Below are 18262 nucleotides of genomic sequence, written 5' to 3'. Positions count from 1 at the left end.
TACGTCCCCGTACTCGGTCCCGTACCGTGTGCGGGGACGTACGCACGTACAAGCACGGAAGCAAGCCAGGCAAGCCACGCGGGAGGCGGACTCATGGCCGTGAAGGACCGGGACCGGTTCTCCACCACGACCAGGATCAGGCTGCTCGGCGAGCAGACCGCGGCCCGGGTCTACCGTTCCCAGACCCGGCGGCAGGCCCGCCGTTCACGGCTCACCGGGCGGGCGGCGCTCCTCGCGCTCGTCCTGTGCTCGCTGATCGTGGCGCTCGCCTACCCGATGCGGCAGTTCGTCTCGCAGCGCGCGGAGATCTCCGACCTGGAACGCCAGCGCGCCGACGCCCGGCAGCGGGTCGAGCAGCTGCGCGACCTGAAGGCCCGCTGGCAGGACGACGCGTACGCGGAGCAGCAGATCCGGCTGCGCCTGCACTACGTGCTGCCGGGCGAGACCGGCTACATCATGACCGCGCCGGGCACGGCGAAGCAGTCGCGCGCCGAGCGGGGCGCCGCCGCCCGCCCCTGGTACGCGAACGTCTGGGACGGCGTCGACAAGTCCGACGCCTCCGCCCGCTGACCGGCCGCCGCCCGCACCGCACCCGCGGCCACCGGCGGCCGACCACCACCGAAGTGACGACGAGAGACAAGACGCACCGCATGCAAACGCCCCCGCCGCCCACCGAGCGCACCGAACCCACCGACGCGGACGTCGAGGCGTTCCGGCAGCAGCTCGGGCGCCCCCCGCGCGGGCTGCGCGCCATCGCGCACCGGTGCCCGTGCGGGCAGCCCGACGTGGTGGAGACGGCCCCCCGCCTGCCCGACGGCACGCCCTTCCCGACGCTGTACTACCTGACGTGCCCCAAGGCCGCATCGGCGATCGGCACGCTGGAGGCCAACGGCGTGATGAAGGAGATGACCGCCCGGCTCGCCGAGGACCCCGAGCTGGCCGCCGCCTACCGCGCCGCGCACGAGGACTACGTCCGGCGCCGCGACGAGATCGAGGTGCTGTCGGGCTTCCCGAGCGCCGGCGGCATGCCGGACCGCGTGAAGTGCCTGCACGTGCTCGTGGCGCACTCCCTGGCCGCGGGCCCCGGCGTGAACCCGCTCGGCGACGAGGCGCTCGCGATGCTGCCCGAGTGGTGGCGCAAGGGCGCGTGCGTGACACCGTCCGGCCGGGACGGTTCCCCCGAGGAGGACGCGAAGTGACCAGGGTCGCCGCCGTCGACTGCGGTACGAACTCCATCCGGCTCCTCGTCGCCGACGCGGACCCGGCGACCGGTGAACTCGTCGACTTGGACCGCCGGATGACCATCGTCCGGCTCGGCCAGGGCGTCGACCGCACGGGGCGGCTCGCGCCGGAGGCGCTGGAGCGGACCTTCGCCGCGTGCCGCGAGTACGCCGCCGTGATCAAGGAACTCGGGGCCGAGCGGCTGCGGTTCGTGGCGACGTCCGCCTCGCGGGACGCCGAGAACCGCGACGATTTCGTGCGGGGCGTGCTCGACATCCTCGGCGTGGAGCCCGAGGTGATCAGCGGCGACCAGGAGGCCGAGTTCTCCTTCACCGGCGCCACCCGGGAACTGACCGGCGCCGACGGCCTCGCCCGCCCCTTCCTCGTCGTGGACATCGGCGGCGGGTCGACCGAGTTCGTCGTCGGCGACGACCACGTGCGGGCCGCGCGCTCCGTCGACGTCGGCTGCGTACGGATGACCGAGCGGCACCTCGTGGTGGACGGCGCGGTCACCGATCCGCCGACCCACGAGCAGGTCGCCGCGATCCGCGCCGACATCGAGGCCGCCCTCGACGAGGCGGCGCGCACGGTGCCGCTGGCCGAGGCGCGCACCCTGGTCGGCCTCGCCGGTTCGGTGACGACCCTCTCGGCGATCGCGCAGGAACTGCCCGCGTACGACAGCGCCGCCATCCACCACTCGCGGGTCTCCCGGGCCCGGGTCCGGGAGATCACCGAGTGGCTGCTGCGCTCCACGCACGCCGAGCGCGCGGCCGTCCCGTCGATGCACCCGGGCCGCGTCGACGTGATCGGGGCCGGTGCGCTGGTCCTGCTCGCGATCATGGAGCGGACGGACGCGGAGGAGGTCGTCGTGAGCGAGCACGACATCCTGGACGGCATCGCCTGGTCGCTGGCCTGACGTCCCGACTCCCTCGGCTCCCCGACGACCTGACGGCCCGGCAGCCGGGCCGGCACGGGGTGCCGCGGACCGCTCCGCGGCACCCCGTGCCGGCCGCGCGCACGGTATGGATGCGCACTCCGGGACCTTCGGCCCTGTTCCACGCCTGAGCAGGTCGGATAACGTATGAGCGGTCCTGGAGGGGGTCGGAACACCCTCCGGCGACACTCCGTCGGAAAACTTCGTGAAGTTCTTCACAAGGAATTCGGCCCGGTCGGGGGACCGGTCGGCCGGCAGGGGGCCGTTCGGGGCGGATTCGGGGCTCAGGCGGCCACCGGGGACGCTCGGCCGAGCGTGACGGAGAGGTTTCGCGCGGGTGTCGCGCGAGCGCTACGGAGAGGGCCGAACGGGCAGGACGAGCAGCTCAGGCGCGGTTGACAACGGTCAACGGGCCCGCCGGGTTCCCTCCTCGCGACATGACCTGCGTCACGTGGGCGGCGGAGTGTAGCACAGGGCATGCAAAAGCTTGTGAAGGGGCGCACGAGGTACCCCCCTGGGGCGGGTGGATACTCGATGCCATGAGCACCACGGAGCGTCCCAGGATCCTCGTAGTAGGCGGTGGGTACGTAGGCCTGTACGCAGCTCGACGCATTCTCAAGAAGATGCGCTACGGGGAAGCGACCGTCACGGTCGTCGACCCCCGCTCGTACATGACCTACCAGCCCTTCCTCCCCGAAGCAGCTGCCGGCAGCATCTCCCCGCGGCACGTCGTCGTACCTCTGCGACGCGTGCTGCCGAAGGCGGAGGTCCTCACCGGCCGGGTCACGACCATCGACCAGGACCGCAAGGTCGCCACGGTCGCGCCGCTGGTCGGCGAGGCGTACGAGCTGCCCTTCGACTACCTCGTCATCGCGATGGGCGCGGTCTCCCGCACCTTCCCGATCCCCGGTCTCGCCGAGCAGGGCATCGGCATGAAGGGCATCGAGGAGGCCATCGGCCTGCGCAACCACGTCCTCGAACAGCTCGACAAGGCCGACTCCACGACGGACGAGGAGATCCGCCGCAAGGCGCTCACCTTCGTCTTCATCGGCGGCGGTTTCGCCGGCGCGGAGACCATCGGCGAGGTCGAGGACATGGCCCGCGACGCGGCCAAGTACTACACCAACGTCTCCCGCGAGGACATGCGGTTCGTCCTGGTCGACGCCGCCGACAAGATCCTCCCCGAGGTCGGCCCGAAGCTGGGCCAGTACGGCAAGGCGCACCTGGAGAGCCGCGGTGTCGAGGTCTACCTCTCGACGTCCATGGACTCCTGCGTCGACGGTCACGTGGTGCTGAAGAACGGCCTGGAGGTCGACTCCAACACCATCGTGTGGACGGCCGGCGTCAAGCCGAACCCGGTCCTCTCGCGCTTCGGTCTGCCGCTCGGCCCGCGCGGCCACGTGGACACGCAGACCACCCTCCAGGTGCAGGGCACGGACTACATCTGGGCCGCCGGCGACAACGCGCAGGTTCCGGACCTCGTGGGCCGCAAGGCCGGCAACGAGAACGCCTGGTGCCCGCCGAACGCCCAGCACGCGCTGCGCCAGGCGAAGGTCCTCGGCGACAACGTGGTCTCCGGCATGCGGGGCTTCCCGCAGAAGGACTACAGCCACGCGAACAAGGGCGCCGTCGCGGGTCTCGGCCTGCACAAGGGCGTCGCGATGATCGTCATGGGCAAGATGAAGATCAAGCTCAAGGGCCGTCTCGCCTGGTACATGCACCGCGCCTACCACGGTCTGGCGATGCCGACGTACAACCGCAAGGTGCGCGTCTTCGCCGACTGGACGCTCGCGATGTTCCTCAAGCGCGAGGTCGTCTCGCTCGGCGCCATGGAGAACCCCCGCGAGGAGTTCTACGAGGCCGCCAAGCCCGCGCCGGTCGCCGCCGCCCCGAAGTCCGCCGAGGCGCCGAAGACCGACGAGCGCCCCAAGGCCGAAGAGGCCAAGGCCTCCTGACCCCCGCTCCGGTGCCGCCGGGCCCCGGCCCGGCACACCGCCTCCCGGCCCGGCGCCACACCGCCCCGGCCGGGAACGCCGCCGGAGCGGCCGCACGGCCCGAGTGACCCAGCGCGACCCGAGGGGGCCGCCCGCCATCCGTGGTGCGGGCGGCCCCTTCGGCGTGCCCGGGGGCGCCCGCGGACACGCCGGGCGACGGGTGATCGCGATACGTGCTCCGTACAGGTATTTTGCCCAGTCGTAACGCGACGGCGGGACTGCGCGGGGGCCTCCTGGATGTTTACGTGGTGTTGGACTGTCCGCGAACGTCCATCACGCTCGTCACGGAGGTGTCACCATGACCGACGCCGCGCTGCGGCTCACAAGCCTTCTCGAACAGTTGCTGGGAGCACCACTCCCGGTGCGCATCCGCGCCTGGGACGGTTCGCAGGCGGGGCCCCCGGACGCGCCGGTCCTGGTCGTACGCAACAGGCGTGCGCTGCGCAGGCTGTTGTGGAAGCCCGGCGAGCTGGGTCTCGCGCGGGCCTGGGTCTCCGGCGACCTGGGGATCGAGGGCGACCTCTACGAGGCGCTCGACCTGCTCTCCGGCCTGATCTGGGAACGCGGCGAGGACGAGCGCGGTCTGTTCGAGGCGGTCCGCAGTCCCGAGGTCCGCTCGGCCTTCCGCGGCCTGGTCAAACTGGCCGGCTCCCCGCTCCCGCCGGCCCCGCCCCGCGAGGAGATGCGCAGACCCCGCGGCCACCTGCACACCCGGCGCACCGACAAGAAGGCCATCAGCCACCACTACGACGTCGGCAACGACTTCTACGAACTCGTCCTCGGCCCGTCCATGGTGTACTCCTGCGCCTACTGGCAGAGCCCCGGCGGCACCCTGGAGGACGCCCAGCGCGACAAGCTCGAACTGGTCTGCCGCAAGCTCGCCCTGACGCCCGGTCAGCGCCTCCTGGACGTCGGCTGCGGCTGGGGCTCGATGGCGATCCACGCGGCCCGTGAGCACGGCGTGAGCGTCGTCGGCATCACCCTCTCCCAGGAACAGGCGGCCTACGCCCGCAAGCGCGTCGCCGAGGAGGGTCTCACCGACCGGGTCGAGATCCGCGTCCAGGACTACCGCGACGTCGCCGACGGCCCCTACGACGCGATCTCCTCGATCGGCATGGCCGAACACGTGGGCGCCGAACGGTACTTGGAGTACGCGCAGGACCTCTTCACGCTGCTGCGCCCCGGCGGCCGGCTGCTCAACCACCAGATCGCCCGGCGCCCGCTGCGCGACGAGAAGGCCTACCACGTCGACCGGTTCATCGACGCGTACGTCTTCCCGGACGGCGAGCTCGCCCCGATCGGCACCACCGTCGCCCAGTTGGAGCGCGCCGGGTTCGAGGTGCGCGACGTCGAGGCGCTGCGCGAGCACTACGCCCTGACGCTGCGCTCGTGGGTCGCCAACCTGGAGTCCGACTGGCCGCGCGCGACGCGGCTCACGAGCCCCGGCCGGGCCCGCGTCTGGCGCCTGTACATGGCGGCCTCCGCCCTCGCCTTCGAGCGCAACCGCATCGGGGTCAACCAGGTGCTCGCGGTGCGCACCCCGGACTCCGGCGCGAGCGGCCTGCCGCTGCGGGCCCGCGACTGGAACTGACGCCGCCGCGCGGGTACCGCGCACACCAACGGGCCCCGCCCTCCCCGGTGTCGGGGAGGGCGGGGCCCGTTGGTGTGCGCGGCGTCGGGCAACGGCCCGGCCGCTACTCCGACTTGATGGCCGCCAGCATGTTCAGCCGGGCCGCGCGCCGGGCCGGCCACAGCGCGGCGACCACGCCCACCACACCGGCCAGCACCAGGAACACGACCATGCGGCCCCAGGGCAGCACCATCTCGTACGTCGGCATCGCGGTGCCCAGCAACTGGCCTGCCGCCCAGCCGAAGAAGATGCCGAGACCGATGCCGAGCACCCCGCCGAACAGCGAGATGACGAGGGACTCCAGGCGGACCATCCGCTTGATGCCGGTGCGGTCGAGGCCGATCGCGCGCAGCATGCCGATCTCCTGCTGACGCTCGAAGACCGACATCGCGAGGGTGTTGACGACACCGAGCACGGCGACGATCACCGCCATCGCGAGCAGCCCGTAGAGCATGTTCAGCAGCAGCGTGAAGACCTGCGCGATGCCGTTGGAGATGTCCTGCTTGTCCTGGATCTGGATCGCCGGGTTGTCGCCGAGGGCGGCCACCAGACGGTCCTTGTTCGCCTCGGACGCGCCGCCCGACATCGTCAGCATGACCTGGCCGTCCGCCGGGTGTGCCTGGTGCGGGGAGAGCGTCGTGACGTCCATGATGATGCCGCGCATCAGCGCGTCGCCCTCGTAGACGCCCGCGACGGTCAGCCGCTGCGCCTTGCCGTCCTCGTAGTGCACGGTGAGGGTCGAACCGGCGGTCCAGTGGTGGAGCTTGGCGAGGTCGTCGTCCACGACGATGTTCGTGCCGCCGACGTCGAAGCCACCGTCCTGCACGGTGAGGTGCGTCAGCTTGCCGATGGTCGCCGCGTCGACGCCCGTGAGGTACTCGGTGTCGCCGTCGATGCGGGAGGGCGCGTTGCGCAGCGGCGTGGTGGCGGTGACGCCCTCGGTGCCCTTCAGCTTCTTGTCGACGTCCGTGGAGAGCGGGTTGCCGTTGGCCAGGGAGACGATGTAGTCGGCGCTGATGGCGTCGGCGGCCATCTTGTCGATGGAGTGCTGGAGGCTGCCGGCGGCGACCGTCATGCCGGTGATGAGGGTGAGCCCGATCATCAGCGCGGACGCGGTGGCGGCGGTGCGGCGCGGGTTGCGCACCGAGTTCTGCCGGGCCAGCTTCCCGGCCACGCCGAAGCCGCGCAGCAGCGGTGCCGTCGCGGCGATCAGCGGACGGGACAGCAGCGGCGTCAGCACGAAGACACCGATCACGAGCAGCACCGCGCCGAGCCCCATCGGGCCCTTGCCGGACGTGCCGCTCATCGTGGTCGCGCCCAGCACGACGGCCACACCGGCGGCGCTGAACAGCGCGCCGATCGTGTTGCGCACCACGAGCGAACGTCCCGTCGCCTGCGCGTGAATGCTGCTCATCGCGGCGACCGGCGGGATCTTTGCGGCCCGGCGGCCGGGCAGCCAGGCGGCCAGCATGGTGATGACGATGCCGACGCCGAGCGCGGCGAGGACCGTGCCCGGGGAGACGACCAGCGGCCCGTCGGGCAGCGTGGCCCCCAGCGACCCGATCACGGCGCGCAGCCCGGCGCCGATGCCGATGCCGACGACCAGGCCGACCACGGCGGCGATCGTGCCGACGACGAACGCCTCGATCAGCACCGACCGGGTGACCTGGCGGCGCGAGGCGCCGACGGCGCGCAGCAGCGCGAGCTCCCGGGTGCGCTGGGCGACCAGCATCGTGAACGTGTTGGCGATGATGAACGTGCCGACGAACAGGGCGATGCCGGCGAAGACCAGCAGGCCGGACTTGAGGCCGCTCATCGACGAGGCGATCCGGTCGGCCTGGTCGTCGGCGAGCTTCCGCGCGGTGGTCGTCTTCGCGACACCCGCGGGCAGCGCCTTGTCGAGCTGCGTCTTGAGCGCGCCCTGCGAGGTGCCGGCCTTGGCCGTCACGTCGATCTCGTCGTACGTGCCCTTGTGGTCGAAGAGCTGCTGCGCGGTGGCGGTGTCGAACAGCGCGAGGCTGCCGCCCGCCGAGACGTTGCCGTCGTCCGTGGTGAAGATGCCGCTGATCCTCGGCGTCAGCACCGGCCCGTCGACGGACAGCCGGACGGTGTCGCCGACCTTGTAGCCGGCCTTCTTCGCGGTCTCGGAGTCGAGGGCGACCTCGCCGGTGCCGTGCGGGGCGGAGCCGGAGGCGAGCGGGTACCGGGCGTCCTTGGTGCCCCAGTAGTTGCCGCCCTGCGACTGGAAGCCGCCGCCTATCAGCTTGCCGTCCTTGTCGGCGACGGCGGTGAAGCCGTTGAGCACACCGATCGCGGAGGCGGCGCCCGGCACCGCGGCGGCCTTGTCGTAGTCGGCCTGGGTCAGCTCGGGGTCCTTGCCGACATCGTCGCCGGAGGCCTTGCGGTCGACCGGCTGGACGGCGACGTCGACGTGGTCGAAGCCCTTCGCCGAGCTGTTCTGGAAGGCGTTGGAGAGGGTGTTGGTGAACACCAGGGTCCCGGACACGAACGCCACGCCGAGCATCACGGCTAGGACGGTCATCAGGAGTCTGGCCTTGTGCGCGAGGACGTTGCGCAGGGCGGTGCGGAACATGGGGGTCTCAGTCCAGGAGGGGGTCGGCGGGAGAAGGCGCGGGAGCGGACGCGACGGCCGGGGCGGCGGCGTGCGCGGACCGGGCGGCGGCGGGCGCCGCCGGGCGGGAGGGCGGTGCCCCGGTCAGCTCACGCGTCCCTTGGCGTCGAACTGCTTCATGCGGTCCAGCACCACGTCGGCGGTGGGGTCGCGCAGTTCGTCGACGATGCGGCCGTCGGCGAGGAAGACCACGCGGTCCGCGTAGGCGGCGGCCACCGGGTCGTGGGTGACCATCACCACGGTCTGGCCCAGTTCCTGCACGGAGTTGCGCAGGAAGCCCAGCACCTCGGCGCCGGCCCGGGAGTCGAGGTTGCCGGTCGGCTCGTCACCGAAGATGATCTCCGGTCGGGACGCCAGGGCGCGGGCCACGGCGACGCGCTGCTGCTGACCGCCGGAGAGCTGCGAGGGCCGGTGGTCGAGGCGGTCGGAGAGGCCGATCATCGTGATGACGCGGTCCAGCCACTCCTTGTCGGGCTTGCGGCCCGCGATGTCCATGGGGAGCGTGATGTTCTCCAGGGCCGTGAGGGTCGGCAGCAGGTTGAACGCCTGGAAGATGAAGCCGATCTTGTCCCGGCGCAGCTTGGTGAGCTGCTTGTCCTTCAGCGACCCCAGCTCGGTGTCGCCGATGCGCACGGAACCGGAGGAGAACGTGTCGAGACCGGCCACGCAGTGCATCAGCGTGGACTTGCCCGATCCGGAGGGGCCCATGATCGCGGTGAACTCGGCGGCCCGGAAGTCGACGGAGACCCTGTCCAGAGCGACCACCTGGGTATCGCCCTGCCCGTAGATCTTCGACAGCTCCGCGGCGCGTGCGGCCACGGCGGTGGTCGGACCGGCGGTTGATGTGGTGGTCACGGGTGGTGCTCCTGTCGGGACGGGGGTGGGGCCGGGGACGTCATGTCCCATGGTCGCCGCAGTGCGGGGCGGTGTAGTCACCCGCCCTGTCGGTTGTGGGGACAGCCTTCGGTCGGACCGCGCGGTGCGATGTCCTACCTGGGGATGACACGGACCCCCGAGAGGGGCATCCGTGCGACGCCGGCGCGGGTCGAGGTGTTCGGACGGTGAAATTCCGTCAATTCCGGTGCGCGGGGACGTCGCGCGCGCCAGGCTGTTGGCAAGTGCTGACGGCGCGTTCTTGTGGCTGATGCACCCTCAGGAATCAATAAAATAAGACAACATCGGTCCGCCCGGCCGATGTTCGGGGGACGCACCCCGATAGGGTCAAAGCCTTGTCGCGGAGCCCACGGCGCCCGGATGGTGGAATGCAGACACGGCGAGCTTAAACCTCGCTGCCCCTCGCGGGCGTACCGGTTCAAGTCCGGTTCCGGGCACATCCGCCCCCGTATGACCTTGTTCGATCTTTTCCGACCGTTTCGCCCCCCTCCTGTCAGCCTGCCCGGCGCTCGGTCGCCGGCGGTGCGAAGTGCGGCTGCGGCGGGGCCGCCGGGGCGTGGCCCGGGCCGGTGCGCGTCCGCGGCGCCGGGTGGGCGGGCGGCAGGCCCTCGGAGGTGCGGTCGACGGACCGGACGCGTCGGGGCAACTGCGCTGTGCGCAACGGGTGTTGGGCCACCAGAGGGACTTCCGCCAGGTCCAGCGCGGCCAGCACCGCGACCACCGCGGGGCTCCGGTCCGGGTGTGCCGCGGCCCGGCGTTCGCATGCCTCCCACAGGGCGGGCCGGCCGGCCGTGTGCAGAGTGTGCGGGCGTCCCGGTTCGAACTGCTCCGTCAGCCGTCCGTCCACCCGGTGACCGACCACCGGCGTCGCACGGTCCCGCGGGTCGAGCACGTCGACGCTGAACGTCTCGGTGCCGCGCGACAGTTCGCCCAGGGCGTCCGGCGCGTGTCCGTGCGGGGCGTATCTCTCCACGCACAGGGTCCAGCCCGCCAGCGACGCCGCCCGCAGGACCGAACCGCCGTCGGGCGGCGGCACGACCCCGCCGCGAGACGCCCGCGCCGGGTCCGCGCCGAGACGCGCGAGGACCTCCTCGGCGTCCAGGCCGCGGGTGAGCGTCACGCAGAGCAAGCCGCCGTGGCGGGCCACGACGTGTTCGACCGTCGCGGCGAGTGTGTCGAGCCGTGAGCTCGGTGAGCCGTTCATCGGTACCCCCTCCTTGCGTCGCACTACCCGCCTCACGCCGCCTCTACCACCTCGGACCGCGACCGCTCCGCCCACAGCCACAACAACCGCCGGTACTCCTCCGCGCGCCGCTCCCCGGCGGGCTCGGACATGAGGTGCCGGATGCGGGTGTTCAGGTCGTCGAGGTTGTCGGGGTCGAGGGTCCGGCCGGGTGCCTGCGGCGAGTAGGACATGGCTCCCACCGTAGGGGGCACCACTGACATCGCCGGGACCGCCGAAGGTGCGGCCGGTGACGCGGAGGTGACGCGCCCCGGCGCGGCCGCCCGACGTGCGGGAGGGCCCGGCCGGGGGGTGCGGGGCGTCCCCGCCCGGTCGGCGGCGGATCCCGGCCGTGTACCGGGTTGGTCATGAAACGGCTGCTCCCGGGCCGGGAATCACGGTTCCGCGTAGCGTGTTGCCCACCACGGCGGGGAAAGATCCTCCCCAAGCAGTAGGATCCTTCTTTTGCCTTTCCATTACTCTTGAGCCAAGGCCGCGCAAGGTGGCCATGGAGGAGTGAAATGAGGAGCAGAAACCCGGTCTTCTCGCGACGGGGGTTCAGCCGCGACAACGGCTACGCGGGCTTCAACACCGCGCCGCAGGCCGGGGGCCCCGCAGTCGGCACCCAGGGCAACCCGTACGCGCAGGGCAACCCGTACGCGCAGAACCCCTACGCGCAGAACCCGTACGCCCAGCAGGGCGTGCAGCAGGGCGCGCCCCCGCAGGCGCCGGCCACCACCGGGCGCATGACGATGGACGACGTCGTCGCGCGCACTGGCATGACGCTCGGCCTGCTCGTCGTCACGGCCGCCCTCGCCTGGGCGCTGCTTCCCGTGGACGACGCCAACATCAACCGCTCGTACGGCATCGCGATCGGCGCCGGCCTCGTCGCGATGGTGCTGGGCTTCGTGCAGTCCTTCAAGCGCAGGCCCGCGCCCGCGCTGATCCTGTCGTACGCGGCACTGGAAGGCGTCTTCCTCGGCGTCGTCTCCAGCGTCGTCGACAACCGCATCGCCAGCGGTGCGGCCATGCAGGCCGTGATCGGCACGATGGCGGTCTTCGCCGGTGTGCTGATCGCCTACCGGGCCGGCTGGATCCGGGTCAACCGCCGCTTCTACGGCTTCGTGATGGCGGCGGCGCTCGGCTTCGTGCTGCTGATGGCGGTGAACCTGCTGTTCGCCGTGTTCGGCGGCGGTGACGGTCTCGGCTTCCGCAGCGGCCCGCTCGGCATCTTCTTCGGCGTCGTCGGCATCCTGCTCGGCGCGTGCTTCCTGGCCCTGGACTTCAAGCAGGTCGAGGACGGCATCGCCTACGGGGCGCCGCGCGAGGAGTCGTGGCTGGCGGCCTTCGGGCTCACGCTGACGCTGGTGTGGATCTACATGGAGTTCCTGCGAATCATCGCCATCCTCAACAGCAACGACTAGCGGCCGGTCGCACGACGGTCACAGGCAGGGGCCCCGGGATCTCCCGGGGCCCCTCGTCGTGCGGTGACTGTCGTTCGTGCTGTCCGTGCCGTCCGTGCTGTCGGGGGTCTGTTCCGTCGCGGCGGCCGCCCGCGGTCACAGGAGTTTGCGGGCCGCCCTCCTCAGGTCGTACTCGTGGACGATGGCCTTGGCGTGTCCGTAGGCGAGGTCGTACTCGCCGCGGAGCCAGCTCACCTTCTCCTCGAAGCGGAAGAGGGCGGGGCCTTCGTCGACGGTGCGCAGCCAGTCGGACACTTCACGACCGGTGCAGTGGGGGATGCGAGCCAGCAGGTTGCGGTGGGTCTCCGGAAAGAACACTTGGGACATCGGCGCCTCCGGACGCATGGGGTGTGAGCCGGTCCTTCAGGTCACCGTGCCCGACCGCCCGGACGTTGGCAACAGTCCCGGTACGGCGCGTAGTCTCGCGGCGTGGTTGATACAACGCCGCTGACGCGTGCCGTGGACCAGTTCGCCGACCGCCTGCGCGCGGCGCCGCAGAGCCGCCTGCAACGCGGGGGTGCCCCCGAGGCGCTGGGTCTGGCCAGGGAGTTCGCGCGGCGGGCGCAGCTCAGGGAGGACCCCCGGGCGGAGCCGCGCGAGATGCCCGACGCGGGCATGTTCGCCGCCGCCGACCAGATCACCGTCGCCGCGCACGACCTCGCGCTCGTCCTGACCGACGACGCCGAGGTCGCGGAGGCGGTCGAACTGGTGCAGGCGGCGCAGAAGCGCGCCGGGATCTGATCCCGCGGCCTCCGTAGCCGCCCCCGTCGCGCGTCCGACCGCGGTGCCGGCAACGGCCGTACGGCGGGCGGACGCCCGAGGGCGGACGGCGCGGACGGCCGACCGCCGTGCCGCGCGCCCGCGTCGGCGGCTCCGGCTCAGAGGGACGCTATGACGCGGTCCGCCAGGATGTACACGTGCTCGTCGCCGCAGGTGAAGGTCAGGCTGTACGCGCCCGAGACACCGGAACCGCCGAGCAGGAACGGGGTCTCGCCCTCCCGCAGGGCCGCCGCGAGCCGCTCCGCGGTCTCGTGGTGGCCGGGGGTCATGCACAGGGTCGTACCGTCGGCGAACAGGTAGACGTCGAGGGTGCCCAGCGGGCCCGGCCTGACGTCGGCCAGCTCGACGCGGGAGGAGGCCAGCTCCTCCAGGCAGGCGACCGTGCGCTCGTGGTCGTTGACGCCCGGGGCGCCCGTGGACTGGGCGGGGACGAAGTCCGGGTGGGAGGGGTGCCGGCGGCGGGCGGCGGCCAGCTCGGGCGAGTCCTCGGTCTCCGTGCCGGTCTCGGCCACCGGCTCCAGGCCCACGAGGTCGGCCTGGCGCGGCACGAACGGGTCGTACTCCGCGGACTCGGACAGGCCCAGCAGGGAGGGCGCGTCGGAGGCGTCCCGCACTTCCTGCGCGGCCCAGAAGGCCCGCGCCTCGGCGAGTTCGCGCTCGCGTTCCTCGGCCAGCGCCTCGGTGACGGCCGCGCGTATCCGGTCGGCGTCGGCGTTGCGGGCGGCCGGGACGAGCGCGCGCAGGGTGGCGGCGCGTCCTTCGGCGAGTTTGGTGTGCAGGGCGGTCACCTGGCGGCGCAGCACCATGAGGGTGCGCAGGACGGCGACGCCCACGGCGCCGGTGGCGGCCGTGGTGACCAGCAGGGCGATCGGCATGGCGCTCACTGACGTACTCCCGGTTCAAAGTCGACCCCCGACTTCCTATATCAGCGTGCTGGGAAGAGGGGGTGTCTGTCAGTGCGCAACGTCACGAAACGGACAGGTCTTTGTGCCCCGCACCCAGGGGGTGGGGGGTGGTGAAACCGCGCTGGCCTGGGTAATTCGGCCCCAGGGGGGAGATAGGTCACATCCTGGGGGAGATTGGATCACGAATCGGCCCGGGGTCCGGCGGACGGCCGGACCCCGGGCCTGCGCCTCACCCGCCGCACCCGCGCGGCTACCGAAAGCTTCCGGAGCGGCGGTCGGGGCCTGGGCGGCGGGCGGTGCGTTCGCTCAGCTCAGGCGCTCGACGACCATGGCCATGCCCTGGCCGCCGCCGACGCACATGGTCTCCAGGCCGAACTGCTTGTCGTGCCACTGGAGGGAGTTGATCAGCGTGCCGGTGATGCGCGCGCCCGTCATCCCGAAGGGGTGACCCACCGCGATGGCGCCGCCGTTGACGTTGAGGCGGTCCAGGTCGATGCCGAGTTCGCGGTAGGAGGGGATCACCTGGGCCGCGAAGGCCTCGTTGATCTCGACGAGGTCGATGTCGCCGATCGAGAGCCCGGCGCGGCGCAGCGCCTGCTTCGACGCCTCGACCGGGCCCAGGCCCATGATCTCGGGGGACAGGCCGGAGACGCCGGTGGACACGATGCGGGCGAGCGGCGTCAGGCCCAGTTCGCGGGCCTTCGTGTCGGACATGACGACCACGGCCGCGGCGCCGTCGTTGAGCGGGCAGCAGTTGCCGGCGGTCACCAGGCCGTCGGGGCGGAAGACCGGCTTGAGGCCGGAGACGCCCTCCAGGGTGACGCCCGGACGCGGGCCGTCGTCGGCGCTGACGACCGTGCCGTCGGGCAGCGTGACGGGGGTGATCTCGCGCTGCCAGAAGCCGTTCTTGATGGCCTCCTCGGCGAGGTTCTGCGAGCGGACGCCGAACTCGTCCATGTCCTGCCGGGTGACGCCCTTCCAGCGGGCCAGGTTCTCGGCGGTCTGCCCCATCGCGATGTACGGGTCGGGCACCAGGCCGTCCTCGCGCGGGTCGTGCCAGTTCGAGCCCTCGGTCCCGGCGACCGCGGCGGTGCGCGCCTCGGCGTCCGCGAACAGCGGGTTGCGGGTGTCCGGCAGGCTGTCGGAGTTCCCCTTGGTGAAGCGGGAGACGGTCTCGACGCCTGCCGAGATGAAGACGTCGCCCTCGCCCGCCTTGATGGCGTGCAGCGCCATCCGCGAGGTCTGGAGCGACGAGGAGCAGTAGCGCGTGACGGTACAGCCGGGCAGGTGGTCCATGCCCATCTGCACGGCCACGATCCGGCCGAGGTTGTTGCCCTGCTCGCCGCCGGGCAGGCCGCAGCCCAGCATCAGGTCGTCGATGTCCCTGGGGTCCAGCTCGGGGACCTTGGCGAGGGCGGCCTGGATGATCGTGGCGGCGAGGTCGTCCGGGCGCAGGTCCTTCAGGGAGCCCTTGAAGGCGCGGCCGATGGGCGAGCGGGCGGTCGAGACGATGACGGCTTCGGGCATCACGGCTCCATTGGCGTACGTACGGGGCGGGCGGGTGGACTGGGACTCCCTGCGAAATTACCCGCACGTACGGTCGGGGTCACCGGGGGAGCCGTGTGACCCCGACCGCATTTTTCTAAGCGCTTGCTTTGTTCGGCGCGGCGCCCCTAGGCGGTACCCGGCCGCCCGGCGGGCCCCCGGCCCCGGTCACCGGCGGGGCGCCGACGGCGCGTGGCTCGTCACCGGGTCCGTGGCCGCCACCCGCCGCCTGCGGCGCCGCTTGAGCAGGGCCCACGGGCCCCGCGGACCCGTCGGCATCGCCGCCGTGACCTCGGTGCCCGCCTCCGAGGCGGCCTGGGCGGCGGCCTTCGCCACCGGCAGGAAGCCCTCGTCGCGCGCCGCGTCCGGGCGCTCCTCGTCGGCGGGCCACAGCCCGAGGGCCGCGCACACCGTCGGCAGCACCGCCATCGCCGCCGTGGCGTAGCCCTCGGCCGAGGGGTGGTAGTGGTCCGGGCCGAACAGCTCGCGCGGGTTCGCCTCGAACTCCGGGCCCAGCAGGTCGCCGAGCGACACCGTGCGCCCGCCCTGCTCGACCGCCCCGATCGTCTGCGCCGCCGCGAGCTGCCGCGAGACCCGGCGGGCCAGGTACCGCAGCGGCTGCTGCACCGGCTCGATCGTGCCCAGGTCGGGACACGTGCCGACGACGACCTCCGCGCCCGCCGTGCGCAGCCGTCTGACCGCGGAGGACAGGTGCCTGACCGACCGGGTGGCCGGCATCCGGTGCGTCACGTCGTTCGCGCCGATCATGATCACGCAGACGTCCGGCACCCCGGCCGGATCCGCCAGGGCCAGCGGGACCTGCCGGTCCAGGTCGTCCGAGCGGGCGCCCGGCAGCGCCACGTTGCGGAACTCCACCGGCCGTTCCGCGACCGCCGCCAGCCCCGACGCCAGCAGCGCGCCCGGCGTCTGGCCCGCCCGGTGGACGCCCTGGCCGGCGGCCGTGGAGTCCCCGAGCATGGTCAGCCGCAGGGCCGGTTCACCGGGAACGTCGTACACCTGTCCGTACCGGCCGTCGGCGCTCGGCACGCGCCTGCCGCCGCCGCTGCCACCGCCGCCTCCACCGCCGTTGCCCACCGAGCGTTTCGCCATCTGCATCTCGGCCAGCAGCACACCCACGGCGGCCGCGCCCACCAGGCCGATCCCGCCACCGCCGTAGGCCGCGCCGGCCGCGATCCGGCGGGCCACCCTCGCCCTCGACATGCTCGTCATGCGTCGCCGCCACCTCCTCGTAGCCCGTACACCCACTCCTTGCCCCGTACAGACCGTCGGCCAATCTCAACGGGGAGTGAACGCAGGTGGCGGGCCGTAGGGTGGCGGGAACATCCCGATCACTTTTCCCGCAGCGACCGGAGACAACGGTGCGATTCCACGACTCCATGATCAGCCTCGTCGGCAACACCCCGCTGGTGAGGCTCAACAGCGTCACCGCCGGCATCCGGGCGACGGTGCTGGTCAAGGTGGAGTACTTCAACCCCGGCGGTTCCGTGAAGGACCGCATCGCCCTGCGCATGATCGAGGCCGCCGAGGAGAGCGGCGAGCTCCGCCCCGGCGGCACGATCATCGAGCCGACCAGCGGCAACACCGGCGTCGGCCTCGCCATCGTGGCGCAGCAGAAGGGCTACCACTGCATCTTCGTGTGCCCGGACAAGGTGTCCACGGACAAGATCAACGTCCTGCGCGCGTACGGTGCCGACGTCGTCGTGTGCCCCACGGCCGTCGCCCCCGAGCACCCGGACTCCTACTACAACGTCTCGGACCGGCTGGTCCGCGAGACGCCGGACGCCTGGAAGCCCGACCAGTACTCGAACCCGAACAACCCGCTCTCGCACTATCACTCCACCGGCCCCGAACTGTGGGACCAGACGGAGGGGCGGATCACCCACTTCGTGGCGGGCGTCGGCACCGGCGGCACCATCTCCGGCACCGGCCGCTACCTGAAGGACGTCAGCGACGGCCGCGTCCAGGTCGTCGGCGCCGACCCGGAGGGCTCCGTCTACTCCGGCGGCTCCGGGCGCCCGTACCTGGTCGAGGGCGTGGGCGAGGACTTCTGGCCCACCGCCTACGACCGCACGGTCGCCGACGAGATCGTCGCCGTGTCCGACAAGGACTCCTTCCAGATGACCCGGCGCCTCGCCAAGGAGGAGGGGCTGCTCGTCGGTGGCTCCTGCGGCATGGCGGTCGTGGCCGGCCTGCGCGTCGCGGAGCGGCTCGGCGAGGACGACGTCGTGGTGATCCTGCTGCCCGACAGCGGGCGCGGCTACCTGAGCAAGATCTTCAACGACGAGTGGATCGGCCAGCACGGCTTCAGCGAGGAGACCGCGACCGAGCCCACCGCCGGGGACGTGCTGAAGCAGAAGGAGGGCGGCACCATCCCGCACTTCGTGCACATGCACCCCACCGAGACGGTCGGCGCGGCGATCGAGGTGCTCCGGGAGTTCGGCGTCTCGCAGATGCCCGTGGTGTCCAAGGGCGCGGGCCACCCCGACGTGATGGCGCCCGAGGTGATCGGTGCCGTGGACGAACGCGTGCTGCTGCACGCCCTGTTCGCCGACCGGGCCGGGTCCGAGGACCCGATCGAGAAGCACATGTCGCCGCCGCTGCCCGTCGTCGGTTCGGGTGAACCGGTGGCGCGGATGATGTCCGTGCTCGAAGGCCGGGACGCGGCCGTGGTCCTGGTGGACGGCAAGCCCACCGGAGTGATCACCCGCCAGGACCTCCTGGCCTTCCTCTCGGACAACGCGGGCTGAGCCGGCCGCACGCAGGAGGGGCGCTCCCCGTCGGGGGCGCCCCTTCGCCGTGTCCGGCGGCGGTGCCCGGGAAACACCCGGTGAACCGGGGGTGGCGACGGGCGCACCCGCTGTGATCTGCGAGGTCGGCCCGGTGCGGGACTTCGCGGAAGTGGTACGAGGGCGTCACGTCCGCGCAGCACCGGCTTAACACGAGTGCGGCAGATTAGTGGGTGTCGGCAGGGCGGGAGCGGCTCCCCGCCCCGGCCGACGGCCAAACGGCGTCACGGACCTC

The 18262-nt window shown here is 72.1% G+C and carries 16 protein-coding genes; 8 read left to right on the top strand and 8 right to left on the bottom strand.

Features of this window, described 5'->3' with window-relative positions; genetic code table 11:
* The first annotated feature begins 93 nt into the window (after nt 1-93).
* The 5 genes from ACFZA0_RS12125 to ACFZA0_RS12105 all read left to right on the top strand — a co-directional run bounded on the left by ACFZA0_RS12125 (nt 94) and on the right by ACFZA0_RS12105 (nt 5740).
* Entirely contained in the window at nt 94-570 is a 477-nt protein-coding gene (locus tag ACFZA0_RS12125) for a septum formation initiator family protein (RefSeq protein ID WP_391014572.1), read from the top strand.
* A gap of 80 nt (nt 571-650) precedes the next feature.
* On the top strand, nt 651-1199 hold the full coding sequence (locus ACFZA0_RS12120; protein WP_391014570.1) for a DUF501 domain-containing protein: 549 nt from the start codon (nt 651-653) through the stop codon (nt 1197-1199).
* Nucleotides 1196-2137 (top strand): exopolyphosphatase, encoded by a 942-nt coding sequence (locus tag ACFZA0_RS12115; protein ID WP_391014568.1) that lies wholly within the window; start codon nt 1196-1198, stop codon nt 2135-2137. The genes ACFZA0_RS12120 and ACFZA0_RS12115 overlap by 4 nt, the downstream gene beginning before the upstream one ends.
* Nucleotides 2138-2694: 557 nt before the next feature.
* Complete coding sequence (locus tag ACFZA0_RS12110; RefSeq protein WP_391014566.1) at nt 2695-4110, top strand: FAD-dependent oxidoreductase; 1416 nt, start codon at nt 2695-2697, stop codon at nt 4108-4110.
* 337 nt (nt 4111-4447) lie between these two features.
* Nucleotides 4448-5740 carry a class I SAM-dependent methyltransferase gene (locus ACFZA0_RS12105; protein ID WP_391014564.1) on the top strand — a complete coding sequence of 431 codons (1293 nt, stop codon included), beginning with the start codon at nt 4448-4450 and terminating at the stop codon, nt 5738-5740.
* Between the two features lie 103 nt (nt 5741-5843).
* On the opposite strand, the gene ACFZA0_RS12100 is transcribed toward ACFZA0_RS12105, so the two are convergent.
* The 4 genes from ACFZA0_RS12100 to ACFZA0_RS12085 form a co-directional block, all read right to left on the bottom strand.
* Complete coding sequence (locus ACFZA0_RS12100) at nt 5844-8372, bottom strand: FtsX-like permease family protein (RefSeq protein ID WP_391014562.1); 2529 nt, start codon at nt 8370-8372, stop codon at nt 5844-5846.
* 123 nt (nt 8373-8495) lie between these two features.
* Nucleotides 8496-9266, bottom strand: a complete 771-nt coding sequence (locus ACFZA0_RS12095; protein WP_391014560.1) for an ATP-binding cassette domain-containing protein — start codon at nt 9264-9266, stop codon at nt 8496-8498.
* A gap of 532 nt (nt 9267-9798) precedes the next feature.
* Entirely contained in the window at nt 9799-10509 is a 711-nt protein-coding gene (locus tag ACFZA0_RS12090; RefSeq protein ID WP_391014558.1) for a hypothetical protein, read from the bottom strand.
* 32 nt (nt 10510-10541) lie between these two features.
* On the bottom strand, nt 10542-10721 hold the full coding sequence (locus ACFZA0_RS12085; RefSeq protein WP_391014556.1) for a hypothetical protein: 180 nt from the start codon (nt 10719-10721) through the stop codon (nt 10542-10544).
* Between the two features lie 327 nt (nt 10722-11048).
* On the opposite strand from ACFZA0_RS12085, the gene ACFZA0_RS12080 reads away from it, so the two are divergent.
* Nucleotides 11049-11951, top strand: coding sequence for a Bax inhibitor-1/YccA family protein (locus ACFZA0_RS12080; protein WP_391014554.1), 903 nt, complete (start codon nt 11049-11051; stop codon nt 11949-11951).
* Between the two features lie 135 nt (nt 11952-12086).
* Here the strand turns inward: ACFZA0_RS12080 and ACFZA0_RS12075 are convergent, their stop codons facing one another.
* The gene (locus tag ACFZA0_RS12075; RefSeq protein ID WP_391014553.1) at nt 12087-12317 is read right to left on the bottom strand and encodes a DUF4287 domain-containing protein; all 231 of its coding nucleotides are present in this window, start codon (nt 12315-12317) and stop codon (nt 12087-12089) included.
* 102 nt (nt 12318-12419) lie between these two features.
* Here ACFZA0_RS12075 and ACFZA0_RS12070 point away from each other — a divergent pair, with 102 nt between their 5' ends.
* Complete coding sequence (locus ACFZA0_RS12070) at nt 12420-12731, top strand: hypothetical protein (protein ID WP_391014551.1); 312 nt, start codon at nt 12420-12422, stop codon at nt 12729-12731.
* A gap of 137 nt (nt 12732-12868) precedes the next feature.
* On the opposite strand, the gene ACFZA0_RS12065 is transcribed toward ACFZA0_RS12070, so the two are convergent.
* From ACFZA0_RS12065 to ACFZA0_RS12055, 3 genes are all read right to left on the bottom strand, one after another.
* Entirely contained in the window at nt 12869-13654 is a 786-nt protein-coding gene (locus ACFZA0_RS12065) for a hypothetical protein (protein WP_391014550.1), read from the bottom strand.
* Between the two features lie 327 nt (nt 13655-13981).
* Nucleotides 13982-15202, bottom strand: coding sequence for an acetyl-CoA C-acetyltransferase (locus ACFZA0_RS12060; RefSeq protein ID WP_391014548.1), 1221 nt, complete (start codon nt 15200-15202; stop codon nt 13982-13984).
* Nucleotides 15203-15388: 186 nt separating this feature from the next.
* Entirely contained in the window at nt 15389-16450 is a 1062-nt protein-coding gene (locus ACFZA0_RS12055) for a GDSL-type esterase/lipase family protein (protein ID WP_391014546.1), read from the bottom strand.
* Nucleotides 16451-16599: 149 nt separating this feature from the next.
* On the opposite strand from ACFZA0_RS12055, the gene ACFZA0_RS12050 reads away from it, so the two are divergent.
* On the top strand, nt 16600-17988 hold the full coding sequence (locus tag ACFZA0_RS12050; RefSeq protein WP_391014544.1) for a cystathionine beta-synthase: 1389 nt from the start codon (nt 16600-16602) through the stop codon (nt 17986-17988).
* The last annotated feature ends 274 nt before the right edge of the window (nt 17989-18262 follow it).

This window comes from Streptomyces sp. NPDC008150, from assembly GCF_042956945.1.
GTDB lineage: Bacteria > Actinomycetota > Actinomycetes > Streptomycetales > Streptomycetaceae > Streptomyces.
The sequence above is the reverse complement of the archived record's forward strand: the minus strand, read 5'-3'. Positions and strand labels throughout refer to the sequence as shown.

Coding starts and splice junctions, on each gene's coding strand:
- ACFZA0_RS12125 (WP_391014572.1), top strand. CDS start 94: ATGGCCGTGAAGGACCGGGACCGGTTCTCCACCACGACCAGGATCAGG.
- ACFZA0_RS12120 (WP_391014570.1), top strand. CDS start 651: ATGCAAACGCCCCCGCCGCCCACCGAGCGCACCGAACCCACCGACGCG.
- ACFZA0_RS12110 (WP_391014566.1), top strand. CDS start 2,695: ATGAGCACCACGGAGCGTCCCAGGATCCTCGTAGTAGGCGGTGGGTAC.
- ACFZA0_RS12105 (WP_391014564.1), top strand. CDS start 4,448: ATGACCGACGCCGCGCTGCGGCTCACAAGCCTTCTCGAACAGTTGCTG.
- ACFZA0_RS12100 (WP_391014562.1), bottom strand. CDS start 8,372: ATGTTCCGCACCGCCCTGCGCAACGTCCTCGCGCACAAGGCCAGACTC.
- ACFZA0_RS12090 (WP_391014558.1), bottom strand. CDS start 10,509: ATGAACGGCTCACCGAGCTCACGGCTCGACACACTCGCCGCGACGGTC.
- ACFZA0_RS12085 (WP_391014556.1), bottom strand. CDS start 10,721: ATGTCCTACTCGCCGCAGGCACCCGGCCGGACCCTCGACCCCGACAAC.
- ACFZA0_RS12080 (WP_391014554.1), top strand. CDS start 11,049: ATGAGGAGCAGAAACCCGGTCTTCTCGCGACGGGGGTTCAGCCGCGAC.
- ACFZA0_RS12075 (WP_391014553.1), bottom strand. CDS start 12,317: ATGTCCCAAGTGTTCTTTCCGGAGACCCACCGCAACCTGCTGGCTCGC.
- ACFZA0_RS12060 (WP_391014548.1), bottom strand. CDS start 15,202: ATGCCCGAAGCCGTCATCGTCTCGACCGCCCGCTCGCCCATCGGCCGC.
- ACFZA0_RS12055 (WP_391014546.1), bottom strand. CDS start 16,450: ATGACGAGCATGTCGAGGGCGAGGGTGGCCCGCCGGATCGCGGCCGGC.